Below are 21,910 nucleotides of genomic sequence, written 5' to 3'. Positions count from 1 at the left end.
CGCCTCACCGGAAGTGAATAGTCGAAGTGAATGTATCCTCGCCTATTCGGGCTTGATCAGATCGCAATCAGAGAGCCTAGGGTTTTGGATCTGAGTAAACCGAAGCTCACCAGCTGTGGGGTGAGGGAATTCAGCGGGTACCAACGTTTGCAGCACGGAACAGGCACTCCCGATCAGCTCGCCCGGGACGCGTCGCCCTGGCAAATCGGTCAAAGATGATAGCCGCAGTTCGACCGGCAGCCCAATTGCAGAATTTCAGCGGCCGACCGTCATACATCAATGAAATTGAGCTGCAAGCGCCCAGTACGATGACGATCTCGTACTGGGTCGCGCCCGACTCTCGAGATACGAGATCCGATGGAGCCATGACAATGATGATCAGCAAAGGACCACAGGCATTCCCGCGATCAGAATACCTGCGAAGGCTTGCTGCAGTGAAATCAGAAATGTCACGGCGCGGAATCGATGCAGTCGTCCTGAGCAACTCGCGCAGTATCACATACCTGACTGGCTATACAGCCAGATCAGCTTACGTCCCGCAAGCTTTGGTCGTGTCGAATCAAAAAGAGGAACCCACGTTTATCTTGCGTCGCATGGACGCGCCAGCAGCAATCCATCAGTCATTTCTCGCGCGTGAGAACGTGGTTGGCTATCCAGAAAATCTTGTCGGTAACGGCGACGTGGATGGGTTCGACATGGTGATCGACTTCCTCCATGAACTTGGTGTGACCAACCGTGGCTTGGGGCTCGAGCTGGGCGACCTTTCGGCTCGGGCAGCAGAAAAGTTCAAAGTACGGCTGCCAAAAGCGATCCTGGTGGATTGCACGAAAACTGTAGCCTGGATTCGAACTGTTAAGTCCGATCTCGAGATATCGGTCATGCGGGAGGCTGCAGCTATTGCGGACGCAGCAATCATGCGTGCGACAGAAGTCATTCGGCCGGGCGTGAGGGAGGCGGACGCCATGGCCGAGATCGCCGCGACACTTGCGCGCGGTGCCAATGGCAACCCAGGCACGGATTTTGCCAACATGTTCTTCTGCTCTTCGCCCCGCACAGGTACGTGCCACATTCGCTGGAGTGAAGACGTCATTCGTCACGGGTCACAGGTCAACCTTGAACTCGGCGGCGTGCGCCACGGCTATGTTGCCGCCATCATGCGTACCTTCTCCGTAGGCGCACCATCTGATCGCCTGCCTGATCGCCTGCGCCGCTTGCATGAGGCAGAGCTCTCCGGCCTGGAAGCCGCGCTTAATATCGTCCGACCTGGCGCTACCTGCAGCGACGTAGCCAACGCGTTCTACCGCACGATCGAAAAGCACGGCTTCAGGAAGCAGTCGCGATGTGGCTACGCCATCGGGATTGATTGGCTGGAGTCAACCGCGAGCCTTATGGATGGCGACATGACGGAGTTAAAGCCGAACATGACCTTCCACCTGATGCTGGGTAACTGGATTGATGAGGACTTCGGTTATGTCATTAGCGAGACATTTCGAGTTACTGAATCAGGTTCCGAAGCATTGACCCGTGCACCACGGGAGCTTTTTGAAGTCAGCTAAGTTGCCGAGTTCGAATTGCCGAAAGTGTTGGCTCGCAGCGGTCGCGGCCGCTTGTGACAGACGCAGCAGTTCGTAGCGCCCCAACAGCGACGTCGCCGTGCCTCTCGAGCTGGCGCATCAGGCCGGTCAAGCGATTTTCGAGAGCTTGCTAAGCACACGCAATCGCCTGTTTGTGATTCCAGGCGTGGCCGCCTGATCTACTCTAATCAGTGGCACTCGACTGAATGGGACTACAGCGGTTGCTCACTGTCAATTCGGCACCCACTGTGCCGCAGAATTACAATGAGCTTATGGGGCTTCTGTTCGGGAAGGAGGGGCAACTGCCGCATCTGGCGCGGTAGTTGCTCACGCTCGCCACACTCAAGATTTGGCTGCGCGCTCACCAGCGGCACTCAACACCTCTGTAGTCTTGGAATACGCCGCTCGTGCCAGGCGTCAGCTCGGCGATCCGGCTGATGAGCCCGCGTGCGCATTCATCTGCCGAGATATAAGCGACTTGGCCAGCAACCATGTCTGTTTGGACCCAGCCCGGGTTGAGTAGCGCGACAAGGATTCCGTCACCCGCCCAGTCGCGCGATAGCCCGCGGAAGCCATTGTTCAGCGCCGCCTTGGATGCACGATAGGCGTAATTGCCGCCGCCTGCCGCCGCAGTTGATGCCATGATGCTGGTGATCGCGACGAGCTTCTTTTCAGCGCTACCCTTCAAGTTTTCGCGAAAGGTTTGGGCGATGAACATGGGCGCGAACGCGTTGACGTGCATCGTTGCGAGCCAGCTTTCAGCTTCGATCTGGTCGACAGACAGACCTTTTTGCCGAGGGCCATTGATACCGGCGTTATTGATGAGAATATCGATCGGCTCAGCACCGAGGATATCACTGAGGGCGGCGATCGAAGCTTCGTGAGCTACGTCGAGAAGCATGACCCGCACGCGCCCGCTAGTCGAGTTTGCTAGTTTCTGGAGCTCCTCGGCCTTGGCTGGATCGCGGCAGGCCGCGAATACCTTGGCTCCAGCGGCAGCATATTGCTGGGCGAGAGCGAGACCGATGCCCCTGTTGGCACCGGTAATAAGAACCGTTGTCATCTAAAATCGCCTTCTCTTCTCGTAGACTGTCCGATGTCCCTGATCACCGCCTTGGCCGCTACTCGAAGTAGACGAAGAAACGACATTCGACGCTCTTGCGAGGGTTGGCCTTGGGAAAGGCAAGACGGTTGTCGAAGGAGACGTGAGCAGATCGCGGATTACAATCAACCTTGCTGTCGTACCCTTTAAACAGGATGAATTCGCCAGGCTTCATATCTGAGAAATAGTACCAGTGATGAAGAGGGCTGTAGTGGACCCGCCACATACCATGCCTGATTCCATGTCTGTCGTGGTGGGTATGGACAAGATCAGTATCCATGACTGTGGTGCCATCGCACAAGGTCAGCGGGAAGTCCTGCGGAGGTTGCGAGAGGGCATGCCAGGTCTGAATGACCATCAGACGAGAATACGGTTGGATCGGAATATTCTGAAGCTGGTTCTCGCGCGCAGCCATCATCGGAGCAGCGATTGCCGAGTAGTCCACGTGAGTAAAGCCGGAAACCTCATTCGTGACGAGGGCGCGCTCCTCGTTCATACCTGTAGGTTGTTCACCGCGGGCGCGTATAATGACGGCGTCTTTTTTCGGCACGACCCATGATGCCTTGAAATAGTCCTTGATGAACGGAACCATTTCTTCCAGATATTTGTCGCGCATGACATCCGAATTCTGCTCGTTCGCGCACGACAAATTGTGCTGGACGAGTGTGAACCCTTCTTTGTCAAGGCTGAGCTCATTTACGATCGAGCGCGCATCCCGAATCGTGACATCGTACGTGACCGCAGGTATCTCGCTTCGCGAATAGCTGTGTTCAGGAGCCTTTTCCTCGGGTGAGCGACGAGCAAAGGCCAGCGTGCCTTTTACCGTCTTGAGCTGATCCCGGCTGGTCCGAGTCAGAGGCAATGCTTCAGTGCCGGTTCCCATTTGTTTGCTCCCGCATTCTGTTTCGACTACAGGAGACCATCTTAAGTTGGTTCGGCGCATGATAGCTCCGAAAACCAGCGGATGACTGCGGAAATTCTGCAAGCGGACAGTGCGCGGTGACAGCTTTCGACACACTGCGCACCATTGGCTATCGTGGAAGTTTCCAAATTGATGATCCGCAATGTGCCGGGATGCGGCAGATGATGCGTGAAACGTGCGCGAAAAGCCGCAGCTCGCATTATTCTTTCGATAGCCATAGGATTCTGCAGCTTTCGTCCCTCGATCAGACCTTAGACTTCCGTTGTTACGTTCGGGCCTGTCCGCGCATCGGACAACAACCCCCTCGAGATGGATCGAAACAATGAGCGAGTTTTCATTTCCTGGCACTAATCGCCGAGTGGCTTCTCTTAAACCGGGGCAGTCGTTCTATGGCGCTCCAGTCGGCATCTTGCAGCTGCAGCGGGTCGATCGCCCTGGCATTCGTCCCTTCATTCCAGGAAGTGTCGGCAATGCCTCCACCTGGACGGTGCCGGTGCGCTATAAGACGATCCCCGAACTCACCTTCGAGCGCCTTCTCGGAGCACCCGATGTCGAAATGAAAGCAGCGGTCGCCCAGGCGGCGATTGAGCTCGAGCGCGACGGCGCACAACTGATCACCTCCAATTGTGGCTTCATGGTGCGCTATCAGGATGTCGTCCGCGCCGCCGTCGAGGTGCCCGTGCTTCTTTCGAGTCTTCTTCTTGGTCCATTCCTGGAAAGAATGCTTCCTCGAGAGAAAGCTCTTGGGATCATTACTGCGAATGCGTCTTCGCTAAGCGCGGACCTGTTGGACGCAGCCGGATTATCAGCCATTTCGAAGCGTGTTGTCGTCGCCGGGCTTGAGGACGCTCCCGCATTCGCCGCCGCTTTCGTGAGACCGAGCGGCGACCTTGACGTCCGATCAGTCGAACGTGAAACAGTTGATGCGACGGTCACTCTGCTCAAGCGAAGGCCCGACATTGGAATGTTGCTGTTCGAATGCTCCGAGCTTCCACCGTACGCTGCGGCGGTCCAGCAAGTCACAGGCATTCCGGTGTTTGACTTTACCTCGATGGTCGAGTTTTTTGTAGCTGGGTTGATCCGGAGACCATTCATTGGGTTAAGCTAGGCCAATCGCGACGTCGGTGAAGGCGGCCGCGTGTTCCCTCGAGGTTCGGCATTCGTCATAGCTCTTGCAGCAGCTACGAGCGGCCAGTTTTTATGCACGAAAGCCACGGCCTATCCGCGTGAGACAAACCTCAAATTGGTCATCGCCGTCATATTGGCTGCGGTATTCCGAACGCCAGAAGATTCGGATGAGCTAGGAGAGATGGAAGTGAGATCGCGCTATTGGACGCTTTCGGATAAGCCCCTCGGGGCCTGGCCAAAGTTGGACACGTTCGAACTGCGGGAAGCGCCGGTTCCGATTCCAGCGAAAGGGCAGGCGCTCACGCGGACGATCTATGTGTCACTTGATCCGTACCAGTGGCGGTACAAGGCCCGGGGCATCGACGTGCCTGGCGAGCCCTGCCACGCCCGGACTGTCTCGCAGGTCATCGAAAGCTGCATCAAAGGACTTTCGCCCGGCGACTTCGTGTTCAACACCAACGGCTGGGCAGAATACGGTTTGATGGGCGAAGGCGTTGCGCGGCCGAGCTACATGGTGCCGCGCAAAATCGATCCGGCGCAAGGCAAAATCTCCTACGCACTGGGTGTGCTCGGAATGCTGGGACTCACCGCTTACGCCGGGGTGATCCTCCAGTGCGAGCCCCGCCCCGGTGAAACGGCTGTCATCTCGGCTGCATCTGGCGGTGTGGGTCAGCTCGCCGGCCAATTCGCGCGTCAGCGCGGCGCGCATGTGGTCGGGATCGCCGGCCGTGAGGAGAAGTGCGCTTACGTCACGCGTGAACTTGGCTTTAACGCTTGTGTATCTCACCTGTCCGCCACTTTCGCGCAGGATCTCGCGGCGGCGTGCCCAGGCGGTGTAGACCTCTATTTCGAGAATGTTGGCGGTCACGTGTTCGATGGTGTCTTGCCGCTGTTCAACCAAGGCGCGCGGATGACCATTTGCGGTCTGATCGCCCACTATGGCGAGGATATCTCTCTGAATCCTGCGGCGCAGGAGAAGGCACGAGCCGAGGCGAGAGGTGTCCGCGTGCAAGATCTTTCCGTGGCGGATTATGTAGAAGGCTGGCACGACACTTTCCTGCGCGAAGTTGAGCCCTGGGTAACTTCCGGTGAGGTGCGCTATCGCGAAGACATCCGCGAAGGCATTGAGGTCATTCCGGCTGCCTTCACCGATATGCTGAAGGGTGAAAACTTCGGGAAATCGTTGGTCCGGGTCGGCTATGATCCGACTCTCTGATGCAGAACGCTCCACTTAGCGACGCTTAACGAACCGCCTGCACGACGGCGGGCCAAGCGAACCGAGTGAAAACGCGTAGAAGCCTTCGGTGCCAAAGAGAAAGCTCCTGTCCGGCCGGGAATTTGCTGCTTTTGTGCGGAGAATCCGCGCAATGCGCTGGTTTCCTTCGCATTCGATGGAATAGTTTGAGCTTACGAGTTTTTGAGGGAGCCGTTCCCCAGGAGGGCTTGGTCGTATTGACGCAAGCGCCGCGCGGGAACGCCCCACCCTGATGCCTTGGCGAAGTCACACGTCACTCCGAAATACAGAGGGAAACGCGCATGCCACGTCGAATGATGATCTTGGGGGCGTCAATCAAAGGGCTCGGCTACAATGCGTCGGCTTGGCGGCACCCAGAGGTTGACCCAACACTTCAAGAATCGATTGAATTCTATATCGATTTGGCGAGGAAGTCCGAAGCAGCCAAGCTCGACTTCGTATTTTTGGCAGACAACCTCGCGGCGCTTTCGATGTCGGATCAGCCCGTCGGAGCGATTGGTCGCGGGCACGACAATATTTTCCTCGAACCTCTCACGGCCATGGCGGCCATCGCGGTTTCCACCCGCAAAATCGGCCTGGTTGCGACGTGCTCCACCAGTTACCATGAACCCTACAGCGTCGCACGCATGTTCGCCTCACTGGACCACATCAGTCACGGCCGTGCTGCTTGGAACGTGGTCCCTTCTTATCGGCCTACCGAGGCGGCAAACTTTGGTTTGAGTACGCCCCTCTCACACGCGGATAGATATGGCCGCGCCCATGAATTTGTGACTGTTCTCCTGGGTCTGTGGAAAAGTTGGGACAAGGACGCGTTTTTGTTCGCAAAGGAATCTGGGCTGTTCTTCGATCCCGACAAAGTTTGCGCTCTCAATCATCGGGGTAAATTTTTCCGAGTTGCGGGTCCTCTCACAGCCAGCCCTTCACCTCAAGGTAGGCCCTTGCTGTTTCAGGCTGGAGAATCAGGCGCGGGGATCGAATTTGCCGGCGAGTTCGCAGACGCCGTCTACACAGTTCCGCTCGAGATGGATGCCGCTATCCAGCAAAGGCAGCTGGTTCGTGAAGCCGCCAAGCGATACGGTCGCGATGAAAATGCCGTGAAAGTCATTCCGGGAATCCAGCCGATCGTCGGAAAGACAAAAGGCGAGGTTCACGATAAGCTGGACTTGCTTCGCAAGATCGCGGATCCCATCAAGGAAATGGGCCGGGTCACGTTGCAATTCGGGGAAATAGCGAAATACGACCTCGATGATGTCGTCCCCAGCGATCTCAAGGAAATGGCTACGACAAGCTCGGTGAAAGCAATGGCCGATAGGGCGGTCGCGTCGAAATGGACCATTCGACGGCTCTGCCAGGAAATGGCGCTAGGACAACATCGGATTGTCGCCGGCACCCCCGAGGAAATCGCTAGAGACCTGGAGGCGTGGTTCAATGCCGGCGCTGGGGACGGCTTCAACATTCAACCTTCGTACATGCCGGGCGGTCTCGACGACTTCTTGGAAGGCGTCGTTCCGATTCTACAGGAGCGCGGTCTGTTTCGATCGGAATACTCTGGCTCCACATTACGCGAAAACCTCGAGCTCGCGTGATCAGATCGAAGCAATGGATGGCCGAACTAACTATCTGCGATCTGGTGCGGCCCGATCATCCCGCGCGGAGAACATGATGTCGAATATGGACGTTAAGGCGTTGAGAAAGGCGTTGGGGAACTTCCTTACGGGGGTGACCGTTGTTACCGCCCTTGACCCCCTAAATGAGCCAAGAGGCTTTACAGCCAATTCATTTACGTCCGTATCGCTGGACCCTGCGCTCATCCTAGTCTGCATGTCGAAAACTGCTTCGAGCGTTGGAGCATTCTTTTGCGGATCAAAGTTTATCGTGAACATTCTGTCGGACCAGCAGCGAAATCTGTCAAATCTGTTCGCCTCCAAGTCAAAGGAGAAGTTTAAGGACGACCATTGGACACCGTCCCCGGAGGGCTGCCCAATCATAAGGGAGAGTTTGGTCGTCCTTCATTGTTCAACCGATCGGCTGATCGATGCCGGCGACCACCTGATCATACTTGGCGAGGTCAGTGACTTCACCGTGAACACGGGCAACCCGCTTGGTTTCTGCAGAGGCTCATACGTGTTTCCCACGTTGACCCATGAGGCGATTGAACTGGTCGGCAAGGCGCCGCGCATTGGCGCGCTGCTGGAATGGAACAACTCCATTCTTCTTTTCGGAGACAAAGACGAGGAGCTACGATTTCCGGCGGGATTTTCGGTTGGTGACGCGTCCGACAAAGGCAGCTTGGTTGGGTCGCTGGCATCGCTTGACATAAGCGCGTCAGTTGATTTCCTGTTCGGAGTTTTCGAGGACGAGAAGTCACACAATCACATCATTTATCGCGGGAGTTTCGTACCCGGTCCGGCTGCGCCGGCCGAAGCCATCTACCAAGTCGACGATATCCCGTGGTCTCGGCTTTCTGAGCGGAACGCCCGCATGGTGCGCCGCTTCATCGAGGAGAAGCGGCGGGACATTGCCGGCCTTTTTGTTGGTAGCCATAAGGGCGGATCCATCTATGCATTCTCTGAGTCCCAAAAGTGGTCCCCTCGCGCCAAAGACTGACGGCGCGAACGAACGGTATCCATACATCGACCTGATGCAGGCCGGCTACTCGGTGGCGTTTCAAAGCGAGTGCGCCCTAAGCGTCAGTTCAGGCGAGTCCTATCACAGCTTAACTCCAAGCGGACGAAAGCGTGAGAGCAAAGACGCTCGCGAACCCGCCAAGCGCCGGACGCGCCAACCCGTGCACCGCCTTAGCTGTTCGGGCCGCGGTCCATGCTGACGGGCTGCCAGCGGCGGAGCGCGGTGTCTTGCAGCACCGACGGATTGACGCAGCTTACCGGCCACATGCCTTGAAGCACCAGTGACAATTCGTAGCCCACCCGGCGCTTGCGCGCCTCGTCGAACCGTGCCGAGGCCGAGGCGACGTGAGCGGTCAAGGTGACGTTCTCCATCCCGAGGATGGGATTGTTGTGCGAGGGCGGTTCCTTCTCCAGCACGTCGAGCGCGGCGTGCGCGATCCAGCCCTCTTGCAGCGCCTTGATCAGACTCTCCTCGTCCACTGTGGCGCCGCTGCCGGTGTTGATGGAGACCGAGCCCTTCTTCATCTGCCGAAAGTGCTTCTCGGTCAGCATGTGATGCACTTCGGGCCGCGCGGGCGCGTGCATCGACACGAAGTCGGACTGCGACAGCACCTCGTTCAACGTCGCCGGAATCACGCCGTGGTCGGACATCAGCGTTTCCTAGATGAAGGGATCGTAGGCCATCATGCGCAAGCCGAAGGGGGCGGCACGCTTTGCCACCGCACGCGCGACGCGGCCGAACGAAATGAAGCCGAGCGTCTGGCCCATCAGCCGGGGGATTTTCAGGAGTGCCGGCCGGCCCTCTGCCCAGCGACCGCTGCGCACCATCTTGTCCTGCTCGACCAGCCGGCGAAAGCCGGCGAGCAGCAGCATCATGGCGTGGTCGGCGACTTCCTCGATGAACGTATCCGGGATGTTGGTGACGGGGATGCCGCGGGCGGTCGCGGCCTTGATGTCCACACTGTCGACGCCGACCGAGCCGAGCGTAATGACCTTGCAGTTCTCCAGCGCGTCGATGATGGTCCTGGTGATCGGGATGCCCTTGGCGTAGATGGCGTCCGCTGTCTTCGCGGCGGCGATGAACCCGGCCTCGTCGGCCGGCGCCTCGACGATCTCGGCGTCGATCGGATCGAGCGCCTCGCGCTCGTAGGAATAGTCGCCGCCCGCGACCGTGAAGCTCGCGCCCTTCGGCGTCACCACCCTGAATTGAGACACTTTCGGCTCCGATTTCGTCAGTCGATTGTTGTTGCTGCCCGATACCGATCGGGCCAGTACTGGTGCAGCGAATATTCGACTTCGCGTTGCGAGCTGCACAACTCGCGGCTGTCAAATGGTCATCCAGCTTGCAGCTGGCGAGAGTAATCGGAAATGATTTCGGCACCCGTCTCTGTCACGACTACCAATGCGCTAGCTCCAACGCTCGCACTTGGCTCGGGGAAAAGCACCGGTACGATATGGAAAACCATGCCGGGTTCGAGCACGCGCGAATCTCCCTCCTTTAGATCCATAATCGCGCCCTCGCCCCAGCCCGGACAGATTCCGACCCCCACGGAGTAGCCGGTTCGATGGACGAATGCGTGCGAGAGACCCGCGCGAGCCACGGCGCTCCGACAGGCCGCATCGACGTCGCCGCTGGTTGAACCCGGTCTGATCGCAGCGATCGCCGCGTCGAGCGCGGCTTCGGATGCGTCGGCCGCCCTCCGAATATCATCACTTGGCTTGCCCATGGACCAGGTTCGCATGAGCGACGCGCTGTAGCGCCTCCAATTAGCCGATCCCTCGACCTGGACGAGGTCACCCTTCTCGATTCGTCGACCAGCCCAAGTTCCATGCGGCAGGGCGGTGCGTGGACCGGATACAATATACGGTGGGCCGGCCATATACTCACTCCCGGCGGAGATCGCCGCGTGATGGAATGCCGCCGCTACGTCATTCTCGGTTCGGCCAGGATGTGCGGCTTGCTGCGCGGCCTTAAAACCTACGTTCCGCGCTTCAGCTGCGCGACGAATGTAAGCAATCTCTTGCGGGGACTTGATGGCGCGCCCCCCCATGGCTCCCGATCCATTGACGAACTTGGCTTCGGGCAAGGCGGTGCGCAACGTTTCATATGCGCTCACCGGAAAAAAGACCGAGTTTGCATCCACACCGATGGTTTTCCCCGCCGTACCCAAATCAGACAGCGTCGGCGCAAGCACCTCCGCCGGAACATCGGTGTCCTGCCAAATCGCGGCACCTCCATAGTAGGAAAGCCGCTCGACGTTGACTTTTTCGTAGCGACGAACCACCAGAACCGGCTCACTGGGGTGCGTTACGACCAGCGCCTGGAAAACGTAGTATCCCCGGGTGATGAACCCCGAAAGATAATAGATGTTTTCGGGCGAGTTGAGGACGAGGTAGTCGATCTCGCGCTCCCGCATTGCCGCCCGGCAAGCCGCAAGACGCCCATCGTATTCCGCTGGGGTGAAGGGTAGCTGGTCGATTAGGTCGAGCGACAGAAGATCAGTATGTCCTGTCATAATTTCTCTCGTATCAATCCAAGTGTTATGTCCGAGGCTGGAAGACCATTCCAAGAGCGACTAGCGCGGTCTCGACTTTCGTCGCTAAGAAGCGCACAGGCAGACCGGTTGATGTTTCTCAGACGCTACCCTGACTCTCGCGCAGTATTTTGCCAGGCTTGTGGCCGCATGGCAAAGTTTCAGCGCGGCCACTCGCCTTTGAGCAGTTTTGATGCGTGACGATTATCGCGCGACGGGCTCGCCTTCAATTAGCCATCGGCTCTGGGAAGCCCACTCGCCGGAGCGGGAGGCTGGGCTCGAGGCTTTTCCGCCGATCATGGGTTGCTTAGCATGGAGAGGCCGACGACGATGCCGCCGCTCTGTGCTAGATGGCAAGGATCGTCTGCGAGGGCTCCCTGTCGGACAGCCAGCTTTGCACCCGAGCAGGGCCGGAGACAAAGTTGTAGCGATCAATCTCGCTTTGCAGTGATAGCTTGCGGCCGCTAACGGGCTCGCCAAGCCAACCACCTGTCCTGGATATAATCCGCATTCGACTTGCCATCGGGACGCTTGGCGGCGAGCCAAGCGGAATCCTCGACCGCCAATTTCGATGAATTCTCCTCGTTAATGCTAAGCAACGGAGCCAGATCCGGCGGCAGATGCAGAAGCTGGTTAATATTTGGACCTGGATAGCCAAGGGCGAGTGTTGAGGCGGCGGCGATCTTCGCCCGATTCACAAATGCAATCAGCTTTTGCGCGTTTTGGTTATTGGGGCCGCCTTTGAGCACCGTCCAATAGTTATAGGTTATCGGTGCTCCGTCCCACACGATGCGAATAGGCGCGCCTTGGCGAATAGCGGTAATAGCCCGGCCATCATAACAGTTGGTCATCACGTATTCGCGGTTCAGAAGCAGCTGGGGCGGTTCTCCGCCTGCCGTCCACCATTTCGCCACGTGCGGTCTGATCTCGTCCAATTTCTTGAATGCTCTGTCCAGCTTCTCACCCGTCAGCGGCCACCGATCTGAAACCGGAACGCCGTCGGCCGCAAGCGCAGCTTGGATGTTGCTCCTTGCGTTAGCGCCGAGAAGGCCCCGAGGCCCAGGGAAGTCCTTAACATTCCAGAAATCTGCCCAGTTCTTCGGTCCGCTCTTCGGAAAGACCCGTTCATCGTACGCAAGCAGCGTCGCCGTTCCATATGAGACGACCGCGTCCGTGAGACGCGCCTTCTCTGGCGTCCCCTTGAGTGCTTCATCGTCCCACAACCCATACTCAATGGGCACGAACATCCCAGCTTTGTGCATGTCAGGATAGTTGTATGCCTGAACAATTGCGGTGTCCCAATCGACGCGTCCAGCTTGGTTCATTGCTCGCACTTGCGGCTCGGAAAAATCGGCTGTCACGTCGACGACCGAGATTCCTGTCGCTTTTGTGAAGGGATCATAGACGTATTTGCGCAGTCCTTCCGTGTATGAACCGCCGAACGAGAACACAACGACCTGTCCAGCACCGGCGAGCTTTTCCTGTGCCCATGCGGTCGTACTTTTGGCGACAAAGGGAACGCTGAGTAGACCGGCGGTTGACTTTAGCAACGAGCGCCGGCTCAGGCCACGAACTAGATCGACACACGATACGTGTTTGGTCATGACGTTCCCCTTGAACTAAGATTACATGGTCAGTCGCATCTCTAGTGAAGTGTCCTCAAGATCATCAGACAATGGAGTCTCATTTTTCGCAAACATCGCCTGGTCAGCTACACAGGAACAATCAAATCACTTCAGGCAACGATCGGAGCTAAGCGGCACGTCCCACCATTGCATCCTTGCAAGTAGTCTTTGTGAATACCGTAGGTGGAAGCTGCTCGGGTCCGCCGTCGGTTAGGCAAGCAGTCGACCGCCGGTTTGAGGTTCAGGCAAGCCCGCTGCAATCGAGCGCCACGCCAGCGCGGCCGCGCTCGTGCAGTCAGAAACGGCGGTTAAGGCCCGCGTACGCTCTCGGCAACAGTCGTAGAGCGGGAGGACGGCATGTCGCTTAGTCGTAGTAGACGAAGAAGCGACCTTCGACGCTCCTGCGGGGCTTTGCATTGGGGTAGGCGCGACGATTGTCAAAGGCCGAGTGTGCCCCCCTCGGATTGCACCTGTCTTCAGAGTCATAGCCTTTAAACAGGATGAACTCGTCTGGCGTCATTTCAGGGAAGTAATACCAGCGGTGAAGAGGACTGTAGTGGACGTGCCAGGTCTTATGCTTGATGCCAAAGCCCTCGTAGACCGTCTCAACGAGATCAGTATCCAACACAGTACTGCCATCGCACATCGCGAGCGGGAAGTCCTGGGGAGCCGGCGACAGAGCATGCCAAGCTTGAATAATCAGCATGCGAGAGTAGGCCCGGATTGGAATGCCCTGAATTTGATCTTCGCGCGCAGCAATCACAGGCCCAGCGATTGGTGAATAGTCCACGTGAGCAAAGCCGGCGGCGCTATTTCTTACCAGAGCGCGATGCCCCTCTCCAGCCGGAAGCGGCGCGCCCGGCGTGCGAACAATAACCGCATCTTTCTTGGGAACTACCCAGGATGCATTGAAGTAGTCCTTGATGAAAGGGACCATGTCTTCCAGATACTTGTCGCGCATAACATCCGGGTCGGACTCGTTCGCCCAAGGGGCCTTGCGCTGAATGAGAGTGAAGCCTTCCCGATCAAGACAGAGCTCATCCACGATCGGGCGCGCATTCCGGATTTGCACGTCATAACTGCCGTAACCCAGGGGAACGTTGTAATTCGGTACGACGACCTCGGGAGCCTTGTCGTCCGGGGAGCGGCGGACAAAAGCGATTGCCCCCTGGACGGTCGGCAGCTGATCGCGGTTCACTGGGCTTGACGATGACGCTCGTGCTGCATTTGCCATGGCGCTTTCCCTAGTTCTAGATTGATGAGTGTGGGTCAATTGTAAGCGGGTCGCAACGCAGGATTTTTGCGCAAAAGGCCGATAACCTGCATGAATTCGGAAAAGATTGCTGAACCGCCGCGTGTTTCTGACCGGTATGCGTGGACGCGCTCCTTCAACGGCCCTTTAACTCTCCTGAACGCGGCGACCGGGCCTAAAGCTATCCGAATTCCCGCACCCGCCCTCACGCGGATGCCGGGTGCCAATCCCTGTCCGGAGTTCGGCTTGCGGGGACCGGTCCCGCTTTGCTTCGGGATCGCCCTTTCGCTGCGCTCGGGGCGCGTTGCAAGTCGACTGGGTGACGGGGGTCTAATGTGTGTGAGCTCGCCAATCACACGGTGCGAAGGGTGATCGGCGAGCATCCACGTTTGTCAACATCCCAGCTCCCGCGAAGGCGGGACTTTCGGGAACTCGCTCACATCACCTGTCCACTCACTTCACATTAGTGAGTTCATCCATCACCTGCTTGGTCGCCCGATACGCGAGATCGACGATCTCATCGATTTCGCTTTCGGAAACGACCAAAGGTGGTGCGAAGCCAAGAATGTCTCCGTGCGGCATGGCACGTGCAATCAACCCGAGATCCCGAGCAGCCTTCGAGATGCGAGCGCCCACCTTGAGCTCTGGATCAAATCGCCGTTTGGTCTGGCGATCGGCGACGAACTCAATGGCTCCAAGCAGGCCGACGCCTCGCACTTCTCCAACGATTTCCAGCTGGGCAAACCGCTCGTTAAGCCGCTTTTGGAAGTGCGCACCCACCGTCCTTGCGCGGTCGCTCAATCGCTCCTTTTCGACAATATCAAGAACTGCGTTGGCAGCAGCGGCCGCGATCGGATGGCCGGAGTACGTGTACCCGTGGGAGAACGCACCGATCCGATCGGCGGCTTCTTCCATGACGGCGTATACCTTCTCGCCAACGATCGCTCCGGACAGCGGTACGTAACCGGAAGTCAGACCCTTTGCGACCGTGACCAGATCTGGCTCCATGTCGTAGAGAGTGCTGCCAAAATCCGCGCCCGTCCGGCCGAATCCGCAGATTACCTCGTCGGCGATTAGCAGAACGTCGTACCGCCTGAGCACGGCCTGAATTTCTCGCCAGTAACCGGCAGGAGGCGGGGTAATACCTCCGGTACCCAGCACCGGCTCAGCAATGAAGGCACCAATTGTCTCTGGTCCCTCCCGTACGATCAGCGTCTCAAGCTCAGCTGCGCGGCGCCGAGAAAATAATTCCTCCGTCTCGCCCGGTTCGGCGCCCCAATAGTGGTGTGGTGTGCCAGTGTGCAAAATGCCCGGAAACGGAAGGTCCATGTGATCATGGTAGAAGGACATGCCGGTCATCGAACCTGAAATAACCGAGCATCCATGGTAACCTCGCTCGCGCGAGATAATCTTCTTCTTCTTGGGCTGGCCACGTAGATTATTGTAGTACCAAACGAGCTTCGCCTGAGTTTCGTTGGCGTCTGAGCCCGACAGTCCAAAGAATACCTTGCTGGGATTACCGGGCGCCATCTTAACGAGACGATCCGACAAGATCGCCAACTCCTCGGTCGTATGCGCCGCATAAGTATGATAATAGGCCAGCTTGTACGCTTGCCGCGCGATCGCCTCGGCGACTTCAGTCCGTCCGTATCCGATATTAACGCAGTACAGGCCCGCAAAGCCATCGATGTAAGTGCGTCCCTGCGCGTCTTCGATTCGGATGCCGTTGCCGCCAGTGATAATCGTGGGATCACCGGCCTTGCCGCTGGCGAAATCCTTCAGCTGGGTGAAAGGGTGCAGAACGCTGGCGCGATCGAGCGCGGCGATGGTTTTAATGTCAGTCATTTGGAATTCTCCTAAGCCGCCAGATCGCCGAAGCAGACATACTTCAGTTCCATGTATTCTTGGATCCCGTGTCGCGAGCCTTCGCGACCGAGACCTGATTGCTTCCACCCTCCGAACGGGATCGGTGGCCCGGTGAAAGAAGCCGTATTGATGCCGACCATGCCGTACTCGATGCTCTCCGAAAGACGGAGCGCCCGGCGCAAGCTGTCCGTATAGACGTACGCCGCCAAACCCATCTCGCTTGCATTTGCGCGCGCCAGCACCTCTCTTTCGGTGTCGAATGGAAGCACAGCAGCCACCGGACCAAACGTCTCTTCCCGGGCAATCAACATATCGTCCGTGACGTCACTCAACAGCGTTGGCACAACGAAGTTTGGACCAAGACCTTCGCCATTGCCTGTAGAGAAGATACGCGCCCCCTTTGTGACTGCATCGGCAATATGAGCCCTGCACTTCTCCGCCACAGACGCCTTCGTCATAGGCCCGATATCTGTTGTCGGCTCCAGTCCGTGACCGACCTTGAGTTCTGCCATTGCCGCAGCAAGCGCGTCCACGAACGCACCATAGATGCCCCTTTGAACGTAGATCCGGTTAGCCGCCAAACAATCTTGCCCCGATGTCGCGAATTTTGCGGCCATGGCTCCCGTGACAGCCTTGCCGATATCGACGTCGTCAAAGATAAGAAAGGGCGCATGCCCCCCCAGCTCAAGCGACACCTTCTTTACTGTTGTGGCTGCTCCCTCCAAGAGTAGATGCCCCACCTGGGTCGAGCCCGTGAACGAAAGCGCCCTGACTCTGGTATCGCGCAGCAGCGGCGCGGAAAGTTCAATAGAGTTTCCCACAACCACCTGAAGCACGCCGCGTGGAACGCCAGCCTCTTCGGCCAACCTGGCCAAAGCCAGAGCCGAAAGTGGCGTCTCTGGAGCCGGCTTCACAATGATTGGACAACCGGCAGCAAGAGCTGCTCCCGCCTTGCGCGTAATCATCGCGACAGGGAAATTCCAGGGCGTAATTGCTGCCGCGACGCCGATCGGCTGCATTCGCACCTGCAGCAGACTTGCGGGCTTATGGCTGGGAATCGTTTCGCCATATGCGCGCTCTGCCTCTGCAGCAAACCAGTCGAGAAATCCCGCGCCGTACACAACTTCGTACCGCGCCTCGGCTAGGGGCTTGCCCTGCTCGCTCGTGATAAGGATGGCAAGCTCTTCCGCATGCTCGCGCATCAGAGAGGCCCAAGACCTAAGGATCAGCCCACGGCTCGCGGGCAATAGCTCTCGCCACGAGGCGAAACTTTGCGCCGCCGCTCCGATCGCTCTCTCCATGTCCGCCGCACTACAACGAGCAACTTCCGCAATCTCCTCTCCAGTCGCCGGATCGATGACGGCATCCCTTTCCGCTGCTGCGATCCAGCGACCGTCGATCAAGGCGTCTCCCACGACAAAGTCACGGCGACGCAGGACATGCAACTGCTTCGCAGCAAGTCCAGCCAAAGCCGGACTTCTGTGTTGCCGAACATTTTTTAAGACCATTTGTGAAGTCCCGGCGGCCTTTGGTTGAAATCTACTCGACAATCAGGATACTAATGTCGCCAAAGGATTTGCGTCGCATTTCACCAGCGTCATGACGGTTTCCTGCGCGGTGTTGGCGTTTTGCGGCGGAATTCACCTGGAGCGCAATGATGCAATACGACCGAACCGATGCTCGGATCCTGGAGATCGTGCAAAAGAATAACCGTCTGACTTCTGAGGTCATTGGCGAACTTGCCGGACTTTCAGCTACGGCGTGTCAGCGACGACTAAAGAGGCTACGGTCGGACGGAATTATCGAGGCCGATGTCTCGATCGTTTCGGCGAAGGCAGTCGGAAGACCTATTCAGATGCTTGTCCTCGTGAGCCTGGAGCGCGAACGTGCAGACATTATCGACCGCTTCAAGAAAGCCATCAAAGCGTCTGCAGAAGTTGTCAATGGATTCTACGTCACGGGTGATGCGGACTTTGTCCTCTATCTGACTGCACGCACGATGGAAGATTACGAGCAATTCACGCGGCGATTCTTTTACGAGAACCCGGACATCAAGGGCTTCAAGACAATGGTCGTCATGGACCGCGTGAAATCGGGGTTCGCCATTCCAATTGAGACTCCGCCAGAGGATTAGGTTTTACGCGTCTCGCCGCAACGCGATCGGTTTGCGAGCGTTTTCATCGCTCACCTGCATAGAACGCAATAAATCCGCACCACGCGTCCGCTATTTTGCCATTTGTGGAGTTGCACCGAAGAGCGTTCTCTTCAGTGTTCAAAGGAGTTGGACCCAATTCCGAGAGCTTCTCGCGCCAACGCGCAAATGGAGAGCAAAAATGGGCAAGACGCGCCGGGAAGTCGACAGTCTAGGAGAGTTAGAGGTCCCGAACGAGGCCTACTATGGCGCTCAGACTGTCAGAGCGATCGACAATTTTGCAATTTCAGGCATTCAGATTGGCCATCTTTCACAGCTTATCGAGGCGCTCGGGATCGTAAAAAAGGCGTCGGTGCAGGCCAATGCCAAACTTGGTGATATTTCAGCCGATAAAGCTAGCGCAATTGCTGCCGCCTGTGACGACGTCATCGATGGTAAAATGGCCGCCGAGTTTCCCATTGATGTGTTTCAAGGTGGTGCCGGCACTTCCACCAATATGAATATCAACGAGGTCATTGCAAACAGAGCGCTCGAGCGCATGGGATTGTCTCGTGGCCGCTATGACGTCATCCATCCAAACGACGACGTCAACCTGTCTCAGTCGACGAATGACGTCTATCCAACTGCAATCCGACTTGCCATCTTGTCGGCCCATCAGTCCCTGGATCAGCAGCTTCGTCACCTGGCTGACGAACTGGACCGGAAGGGGACCGAATTCGCCAGCGTTCTGAAGTTGGGCCGCACGCAGCTGCAGGACGCAGTTCCAATGACCCTTGGCCAAGAGTTTTCGGCCTTTGCCGTGACAATGCGGGAGGACGTCATGAGGCTGCAGGAACTCGTCGCTCTGTTCAGGGAAGTTAATCTTGGTGGCACCGCGATCGGAACCGGAATTAACACGAAGCGTGACTATGCCGGCCTCGTCGTGCAGGAGCTTTCTCAACTGACAGGACAGCGATTCGTCTTGGCAACCAACTTGATCGAAGCATGCTGGGACACGGGAGCGTTTGTTTTGTTTTCCGGCATGCTCAAGCGCACCGCGACAAAGCTCTCCAAGATCTCGAATGATCTACGTTTACTTTCAAGCGGACCGCGAGGCGGTTTGGCCGAAATCAATCTCCCGCCTCTGCAGCCAGGCTCTTCCATTATGCCGGGCAAGGTCAACCCGGTAATTCCGGAAGTGGTAAATCAGGTCGCCTTCCAAGTTATCGGTGCCGACCTGACAATAACGTTGGCCGCCGAGGCGGGCCAGCTCCAGCTTAACGTCATGGAGCCGATCATCGCCTATAGCATGCTGCAATCTATCTCTCTTCTTACGAACGCCGCCCGGGTATTGCGCGAGAAATGCATTGTTGGAATCACAGCCAACGAGGAACGTTGCCGGGAGCATTTGGAGGCAAGCACGGCCGTGGTAACAGCTCTGACCCCGCTGATCGGGTATGAGCGCGCGTCAAGCGTTGCGAAAGCAACACTCAAGAGTGGCCAAAACGTTTGGGACGTACTCCAAGCAGAGCTACGTCTTACGCCCGAGTTTCTGAGCCAACTGCGTGATCCATCCACTCTGACGAAACCGTGGAAAGCGCAGAAACTTGCGGCTTCAACGTGCTCAGCTGAGCCAGGCGGCAAAATAGGTTTGGATGCCCGCTAGTGTGGGGCTCGAGCTCACGGCCGCACCGGCATACGTCGATCATCGGGCAATGCGCCTGCCACCCAGAAAGCGGAATAGGGATGGAGTGACTAGGCCGCGGTCTTGAATATCGGGCTCGCTCCTATGAGATGAGAGACGCTTGGTACGCTTGCGCTCCGCGCAGCGCGCTGCAACCAAGGTCATTTAGGGCACCAACAGGCCACATCATTCCTTCGCAAGCGAACCGCGCCACACAAGCTGTCTCAAACGCGCACTTTCCCCGCGCTGGCATGGCATCACTTTCCGAAAAGTCACTTGTAACCTCCAGAGTGTTACCATTGGCGAGGAGTCAGGGACCAAAATGAGCCATCCGTGCAAGGTCGAGACGCTCAGCGTCGAGGGCATCACCGCGCCGCTGCGTTATCCCTTTTTCCGGCGCATCTGGCTGGCGAGCTTGTTTTCCAATCTGGGTATCCTGATCCAGGGCGTCGGCGCAGCCTGGTCAATGACGGAGATGACATCCTCAGCTGACAAGGTTGCGTCGGTGCAAACAGCCTTGATGCTGCCAGTGATGTTGATCGCGATGCCTGCTGGAGCCATTGCAGACATGTATGATCGCCGAATTGTTGCGCTTGTTGCGCTATCGATTGCGCTTTGCGGCGCGACCGTGCTGACGGCTCTGGATTGGTGTGGGCTTACGACGCCGAATGTTCTGCTGTTGTTTTGCTTCGTCGGTGGCGGCGGCATGGCGTTGCTCGGTCCGGCCTGGGCATCCTCTGTGAACGAGCAAGTACCCGCCGAAGATCTGCCGTCAGCGGTTGCGCTCAATGGGATCAGCTACAACATAGCGCGCAGCTTCGGTCCTGCGATCGGTGGTGTTGTAGTCGCGAGCCTGGGGGCTGTCGCGGCGTTTGGGCTCAACGCGGTTCTGTATTTGCCCCTTATGCTGGCGTTGTTCCTGTGGAAGCGAGTCGCGACGCCGTCGAGACTGCCGCCTGAACAGTTGAGCCGCGCTATCGTCACAGGCGTTCGGTACATAATCAATTCGCCGTCCAACAAGATCGTTCTATCTCGCACCATGGCGACGGGTGTGATCGGCGGCTCGGTCACTGCATTGCTGCCGCTCGTCGCCCGCGACCTCTTGCATGGTGGCGCCCAGACCTACGGTATTATGCTCGGCGCGCTAGGACTGGGCTCGGTGATTGGCGCGCTTAACATAGGCAAGATGCGCAAGCGCATGAACGGCGAGGCCGCGGTGCGTGCCTGCACCTTGTCCATGGCTGGCGCGATCGCGGCGGTCGCACTCAGCCGCGAGCCGGTTATCACAGCCGTGGCCCTGGTCTTAACCGGCGCCGTGTGGACCATCGTGTGGACACTGTTCAACATTGGCGTGCAGCTCTCAGCGCCGCGCTGGGTTGCGGGCCGATCGCTCGCGGCCTGGCAGGCGGCCTTTTCCGGCGGTGTTGCCATCGGTAGCTGGGGGTGGGGCCGCATCACAGACGTGGCCGGCGTCGAGACAGCACTCCTCATATCCGCCGCACTCATGCTACTGCTGCCGCTGCTCGGGTTGTGGTTGCCCATGCCGCGGATCAGCGCGCGGAGCGACGACGGTGAGGCACTCGCTGATCCGGATGTCCGGCTCGCGCTGACCTATCGCAGCGGTCCCCTGATCGTTGAGATCGAATATCGCGTTGCGCAAGAGAACGCGCGGCGTTTTCACAATGTGATGCAAGAAATACAATCGTATCGGCAACGCAATGGAGCGTATGGCTGGTCTATTGCGCGCGACATCGCGGACCCAGAACTATGGACCGAGCGTTACCACTGCCCGACATGGCTGGATTATCTGCGCCAACGCAACCGCTCGACACAATCCGAGCGCGCACTCGATCGGCAAGCGGGGGCATTCCACGTTGGCCCCGAACCCATTCGCGTTCGGCGCATGCTGGAACGTCCGTTTGGATCGGTGCGCTGGGCTGACGATGTGCCAGATCGCGCTCCGGCTGATCTCTTGCCTGGCGATTCGAATGCGCCGGGATACGGTGGCACTGCGCTGTTAATATCCAGGAGAACCAAGGCGCCCAATTGAACGGAGCGTTGTGGACAGCGTCGCCAGAGATCGGCCCGGCTCATCAAGGCTGCGTGACCATGACGAACAGGTTGCGTGCGGTAGACTCTTTTTAAGGTCCTGCCGGGCGGCGCTGCCAACGTCTTGATGCCTTCGCGACCGTGGTGTTGAGCCGTGGGGC

General features: G+C 57.9%; 15 protein-coding genes and 1 pseudogene. 8 read left to right on the top strand and 8 right to left on the bottom strand.

From position 1 onward, the window contains the following. Positions 1-371: 371 nt before the first annotated feature. A complete protein-coding gene (locus ABIB66_RS39790) occupies positions 372-1,556 on the top strand; it encodes a M24 family metallopeptidase (RefSeq protein ID WP_354258961.1) in 1,185 nt (394 codons plus the stop codon). 379 nt (positions 1,557-1,935) lie between these two features. Here ABIB66_RS39790 and ABIB66_RS39785 read toward each other — a convergent pair whose 3' ends face one another. Further along, positions 1,936-2,637, bottom strand: a complete 702-nt coding sequence (locus tag ABIB66_RS39785) for an SDR family oxidoreductase (RefSeq protein ID WP_354258958.1) — start codon at positions 2,635-2,637, stop codon at positions 1,936-1,938. A gap of 58 nt (positions 2,638-2,695) precedes the next feature. After that, positions 2,696-3,559, bottom strand: a complete 864-nt coding sequence (locus tag ABIB66_RS39780) for a CmcJ/NvfI family oxidoreductase (RefSeq protein WP_354258955.1) — start codon at positions 3,557-3,559, stop codon at positions 2,696-2,698. Positions 3,560-3,920: 361 nt separating this feature from the next. On the opposite strand from ABIB66_RS39780, the gene ABIB66_RS39775 reads away from it, so the two are divergent. The 4 genes from ABIB66_RS39775 (at position 3,921) to ABIB66_RS39760 (ending at position 8,588) form a co-directional block, all read left to right on the top strand. Continuing rightward, positions 3,921-4,706, top strand: coding sequence for an aspartate/glutamate racemase family protein (locus ABIB66_RS39775; RefSeq protein ID WP_354258953.1), 786 nt, complete (start codon positions 3,921-3,923; stop codon positions 4,704-4,706). 135 nt (positions 4,707-4,841) lie between these two features. Then, complete coding sequence (locus ABIB66_RS39770; RefSeq protein ID WP_354258950.1) at positions 4,842-5,942, top strand: NADP-dependent oxidoreductase; 1,101 nt, start codon at positions 4,842-4,844, stop codon at positions 5,940-5,942. Positions 5,943-6,262: 320 nt separating this feature from the next. Further along, the gene (locus ABIB66_RS39765) at positions 6,263-7,567 is read left to right on the top strand and encodes an LLM class flavin-dependent oxidoreductase (protein ID WP_354258947.1); all 1,305 of its coding nucleotides are present in this window, start codon (positions 6,263-6,265) and stop codon (positions 7,565-7,567) included. A 76-nt stretch (positions 7,568-7,643) separates the two neighbouring features. After that, positions 7,644-8,588 carry a flavin reductase gene (locus ABIB66_RS39760; protein ID WP_354258945.1) on the top strand — a complete coding sequence of 315 codons (945 nt, stop codon included), beginning with the start codon at positions 7,644-7,646 and terminating at the stop codon, positions 8,586-8,588. 191 nt (positions 8,589-8,779) lie between these two features. Here the strand turns inward: ABIB66_RS39760 and ABIB66_RS39755 are convergent. From ABIB66_RS39755 to ABIB66_RS39730, 6 genes and pseudogenes are all read right to left on the bottom strand, one after another. Further along, a pseudogene (locus ABIB66_RS39755) lies at positions 8,780-9,823 on the bottom strand (C-terminal binding protein). 119 nt (positions 9,824-9,942) lie between these two features. After that, positions 9,943-11,124: a M24 family metallopeptidase gene (locus tag ABIB66_RS39750; RefSeq protein WP_354258942.1), complete on the bottom strand. Its 1,182-nt coding sequence runs from the start codon at positions 11,122-11,124 to the stop codon at positions 9,943-9,945. Between the two features lie 482 nt (positions 11,125-11,606). Then, the gene (locus ABIB66_RS39745; protein WP_354258939.1) at positions 11,607-12,746 is read right to left on the bottom strand and encodes an ABC transporter substrate-binding protein; all 1,140 of its coding nucleotides are present in this window, start codon (positions 12,744-12,746) and stop codon (positions 11,607-11,609) included. A 385-nt stretch (positions 12,747-13,131) separates the two neighbouring features. Beyond that, on the bottom strand, positions 13,132-14,001 hold the full coding sequence (locus tag ABIB66_RS39740; RefSeq protein ID WP_354258936.1) for a CmcJ/NvfI family oxidoreductase: 870 nt from the start codon (positions 13,999-14,001) through the stop codon (positions 13,132-13,134). 471 nt (positions 14,002-14,472) lie between these two features. After that, on the bottom strand, positions 14,473-15,864 hold the full coding sequence (locus ABIB66_RS39735; protein ID WP_354258933.1) for an aminotransferase: 1,392 nt from the start codon (positions 15,862-15,864) through the stop codon (positions 14,473-14,475). Between the two features lie 11 nt (positions 15,865-15,875). Further along, the gene (locus ABIB66_RS39730; RefSeq protein WP_354258930.1) at positions 15,876-17,354 is read right to left on the bottom strand and encodes an NAD-dependent succinate-semialdehyde dehydrogenase; all 1,479 of its coding nucleotides are present in this window, start codon (positions 17,352-17,354) and stop codon (positions 15,876-15,878) included. A gap of 188 nt (positions 17,355-17,542) precedes the next feature. Here ABIB66_RS39730 and ABIB66_RS39725 point away from each other — a divergent pair, with 188 nt between their 5' ends. The 3 genes from ABIB66_RS39725 to ABIB66_RS39715 all read left to right on the top strand — a co-directional run bounded on the left by ABIB66_RS39725 (position 17,543) and on the right by ABIB66_RS39715 (position 21,750). Beyond that, positions 17,543-18,019 (top strand): Lrp/AsnC family transcriptional regulator, encoded by a 477-nt coding sequence (locus ABIB66_RS39725; protein ID WP_354259046.1) that lies wholly within the window; start codon positions 17,543-17,545, stop codon positions 18,017-18,019. Between the two features lie 199 nt (positions 18,020-18,218). Next, the gene (locus ABIB66_RS39720; protein ID WP_354258927.1) at positions 18,219-19,682 is read left to right on the top strand and encodes an aspartate ammonia-lyase; all 1,464 of its coding nucleotides are present in this window, start codon (positions 18,219-18,221) and stop codon (positions 19,680-19,682) included. Positions 19,683-20,022: 340 nt separating this feature from the next. Continuing rightward, positions 20,023-21,750 carry an MFS transporter gene (locus ABIB66_RS39715; RefSeq protein ID WP_354258924.1) on the top strand — a complete coding sequence of 576 codons (1,728 nt, stop codon included), beginning with the start codon at positions 20,023-20,025 and terminating at the stop codon, positions 21,748-21,750. The last annotated feature ends 160 nt before the right edge of the window (positions 21,751-21,910 follow it).

The organism is Bradyrhizobium sp. F1.13.3, from assembly GCF_040548265.1.
Classification (GTDB): Bacteria; Pseudomonadota; Alphaproteobacteria; order Rhizobiales; family Xanthobacteraceae; genus Bradyrhizobium.
Note: the sequence above shows the minus strand (reverse complement) of the source record. Positions and strands in the feature narration are given on the sequence as shown.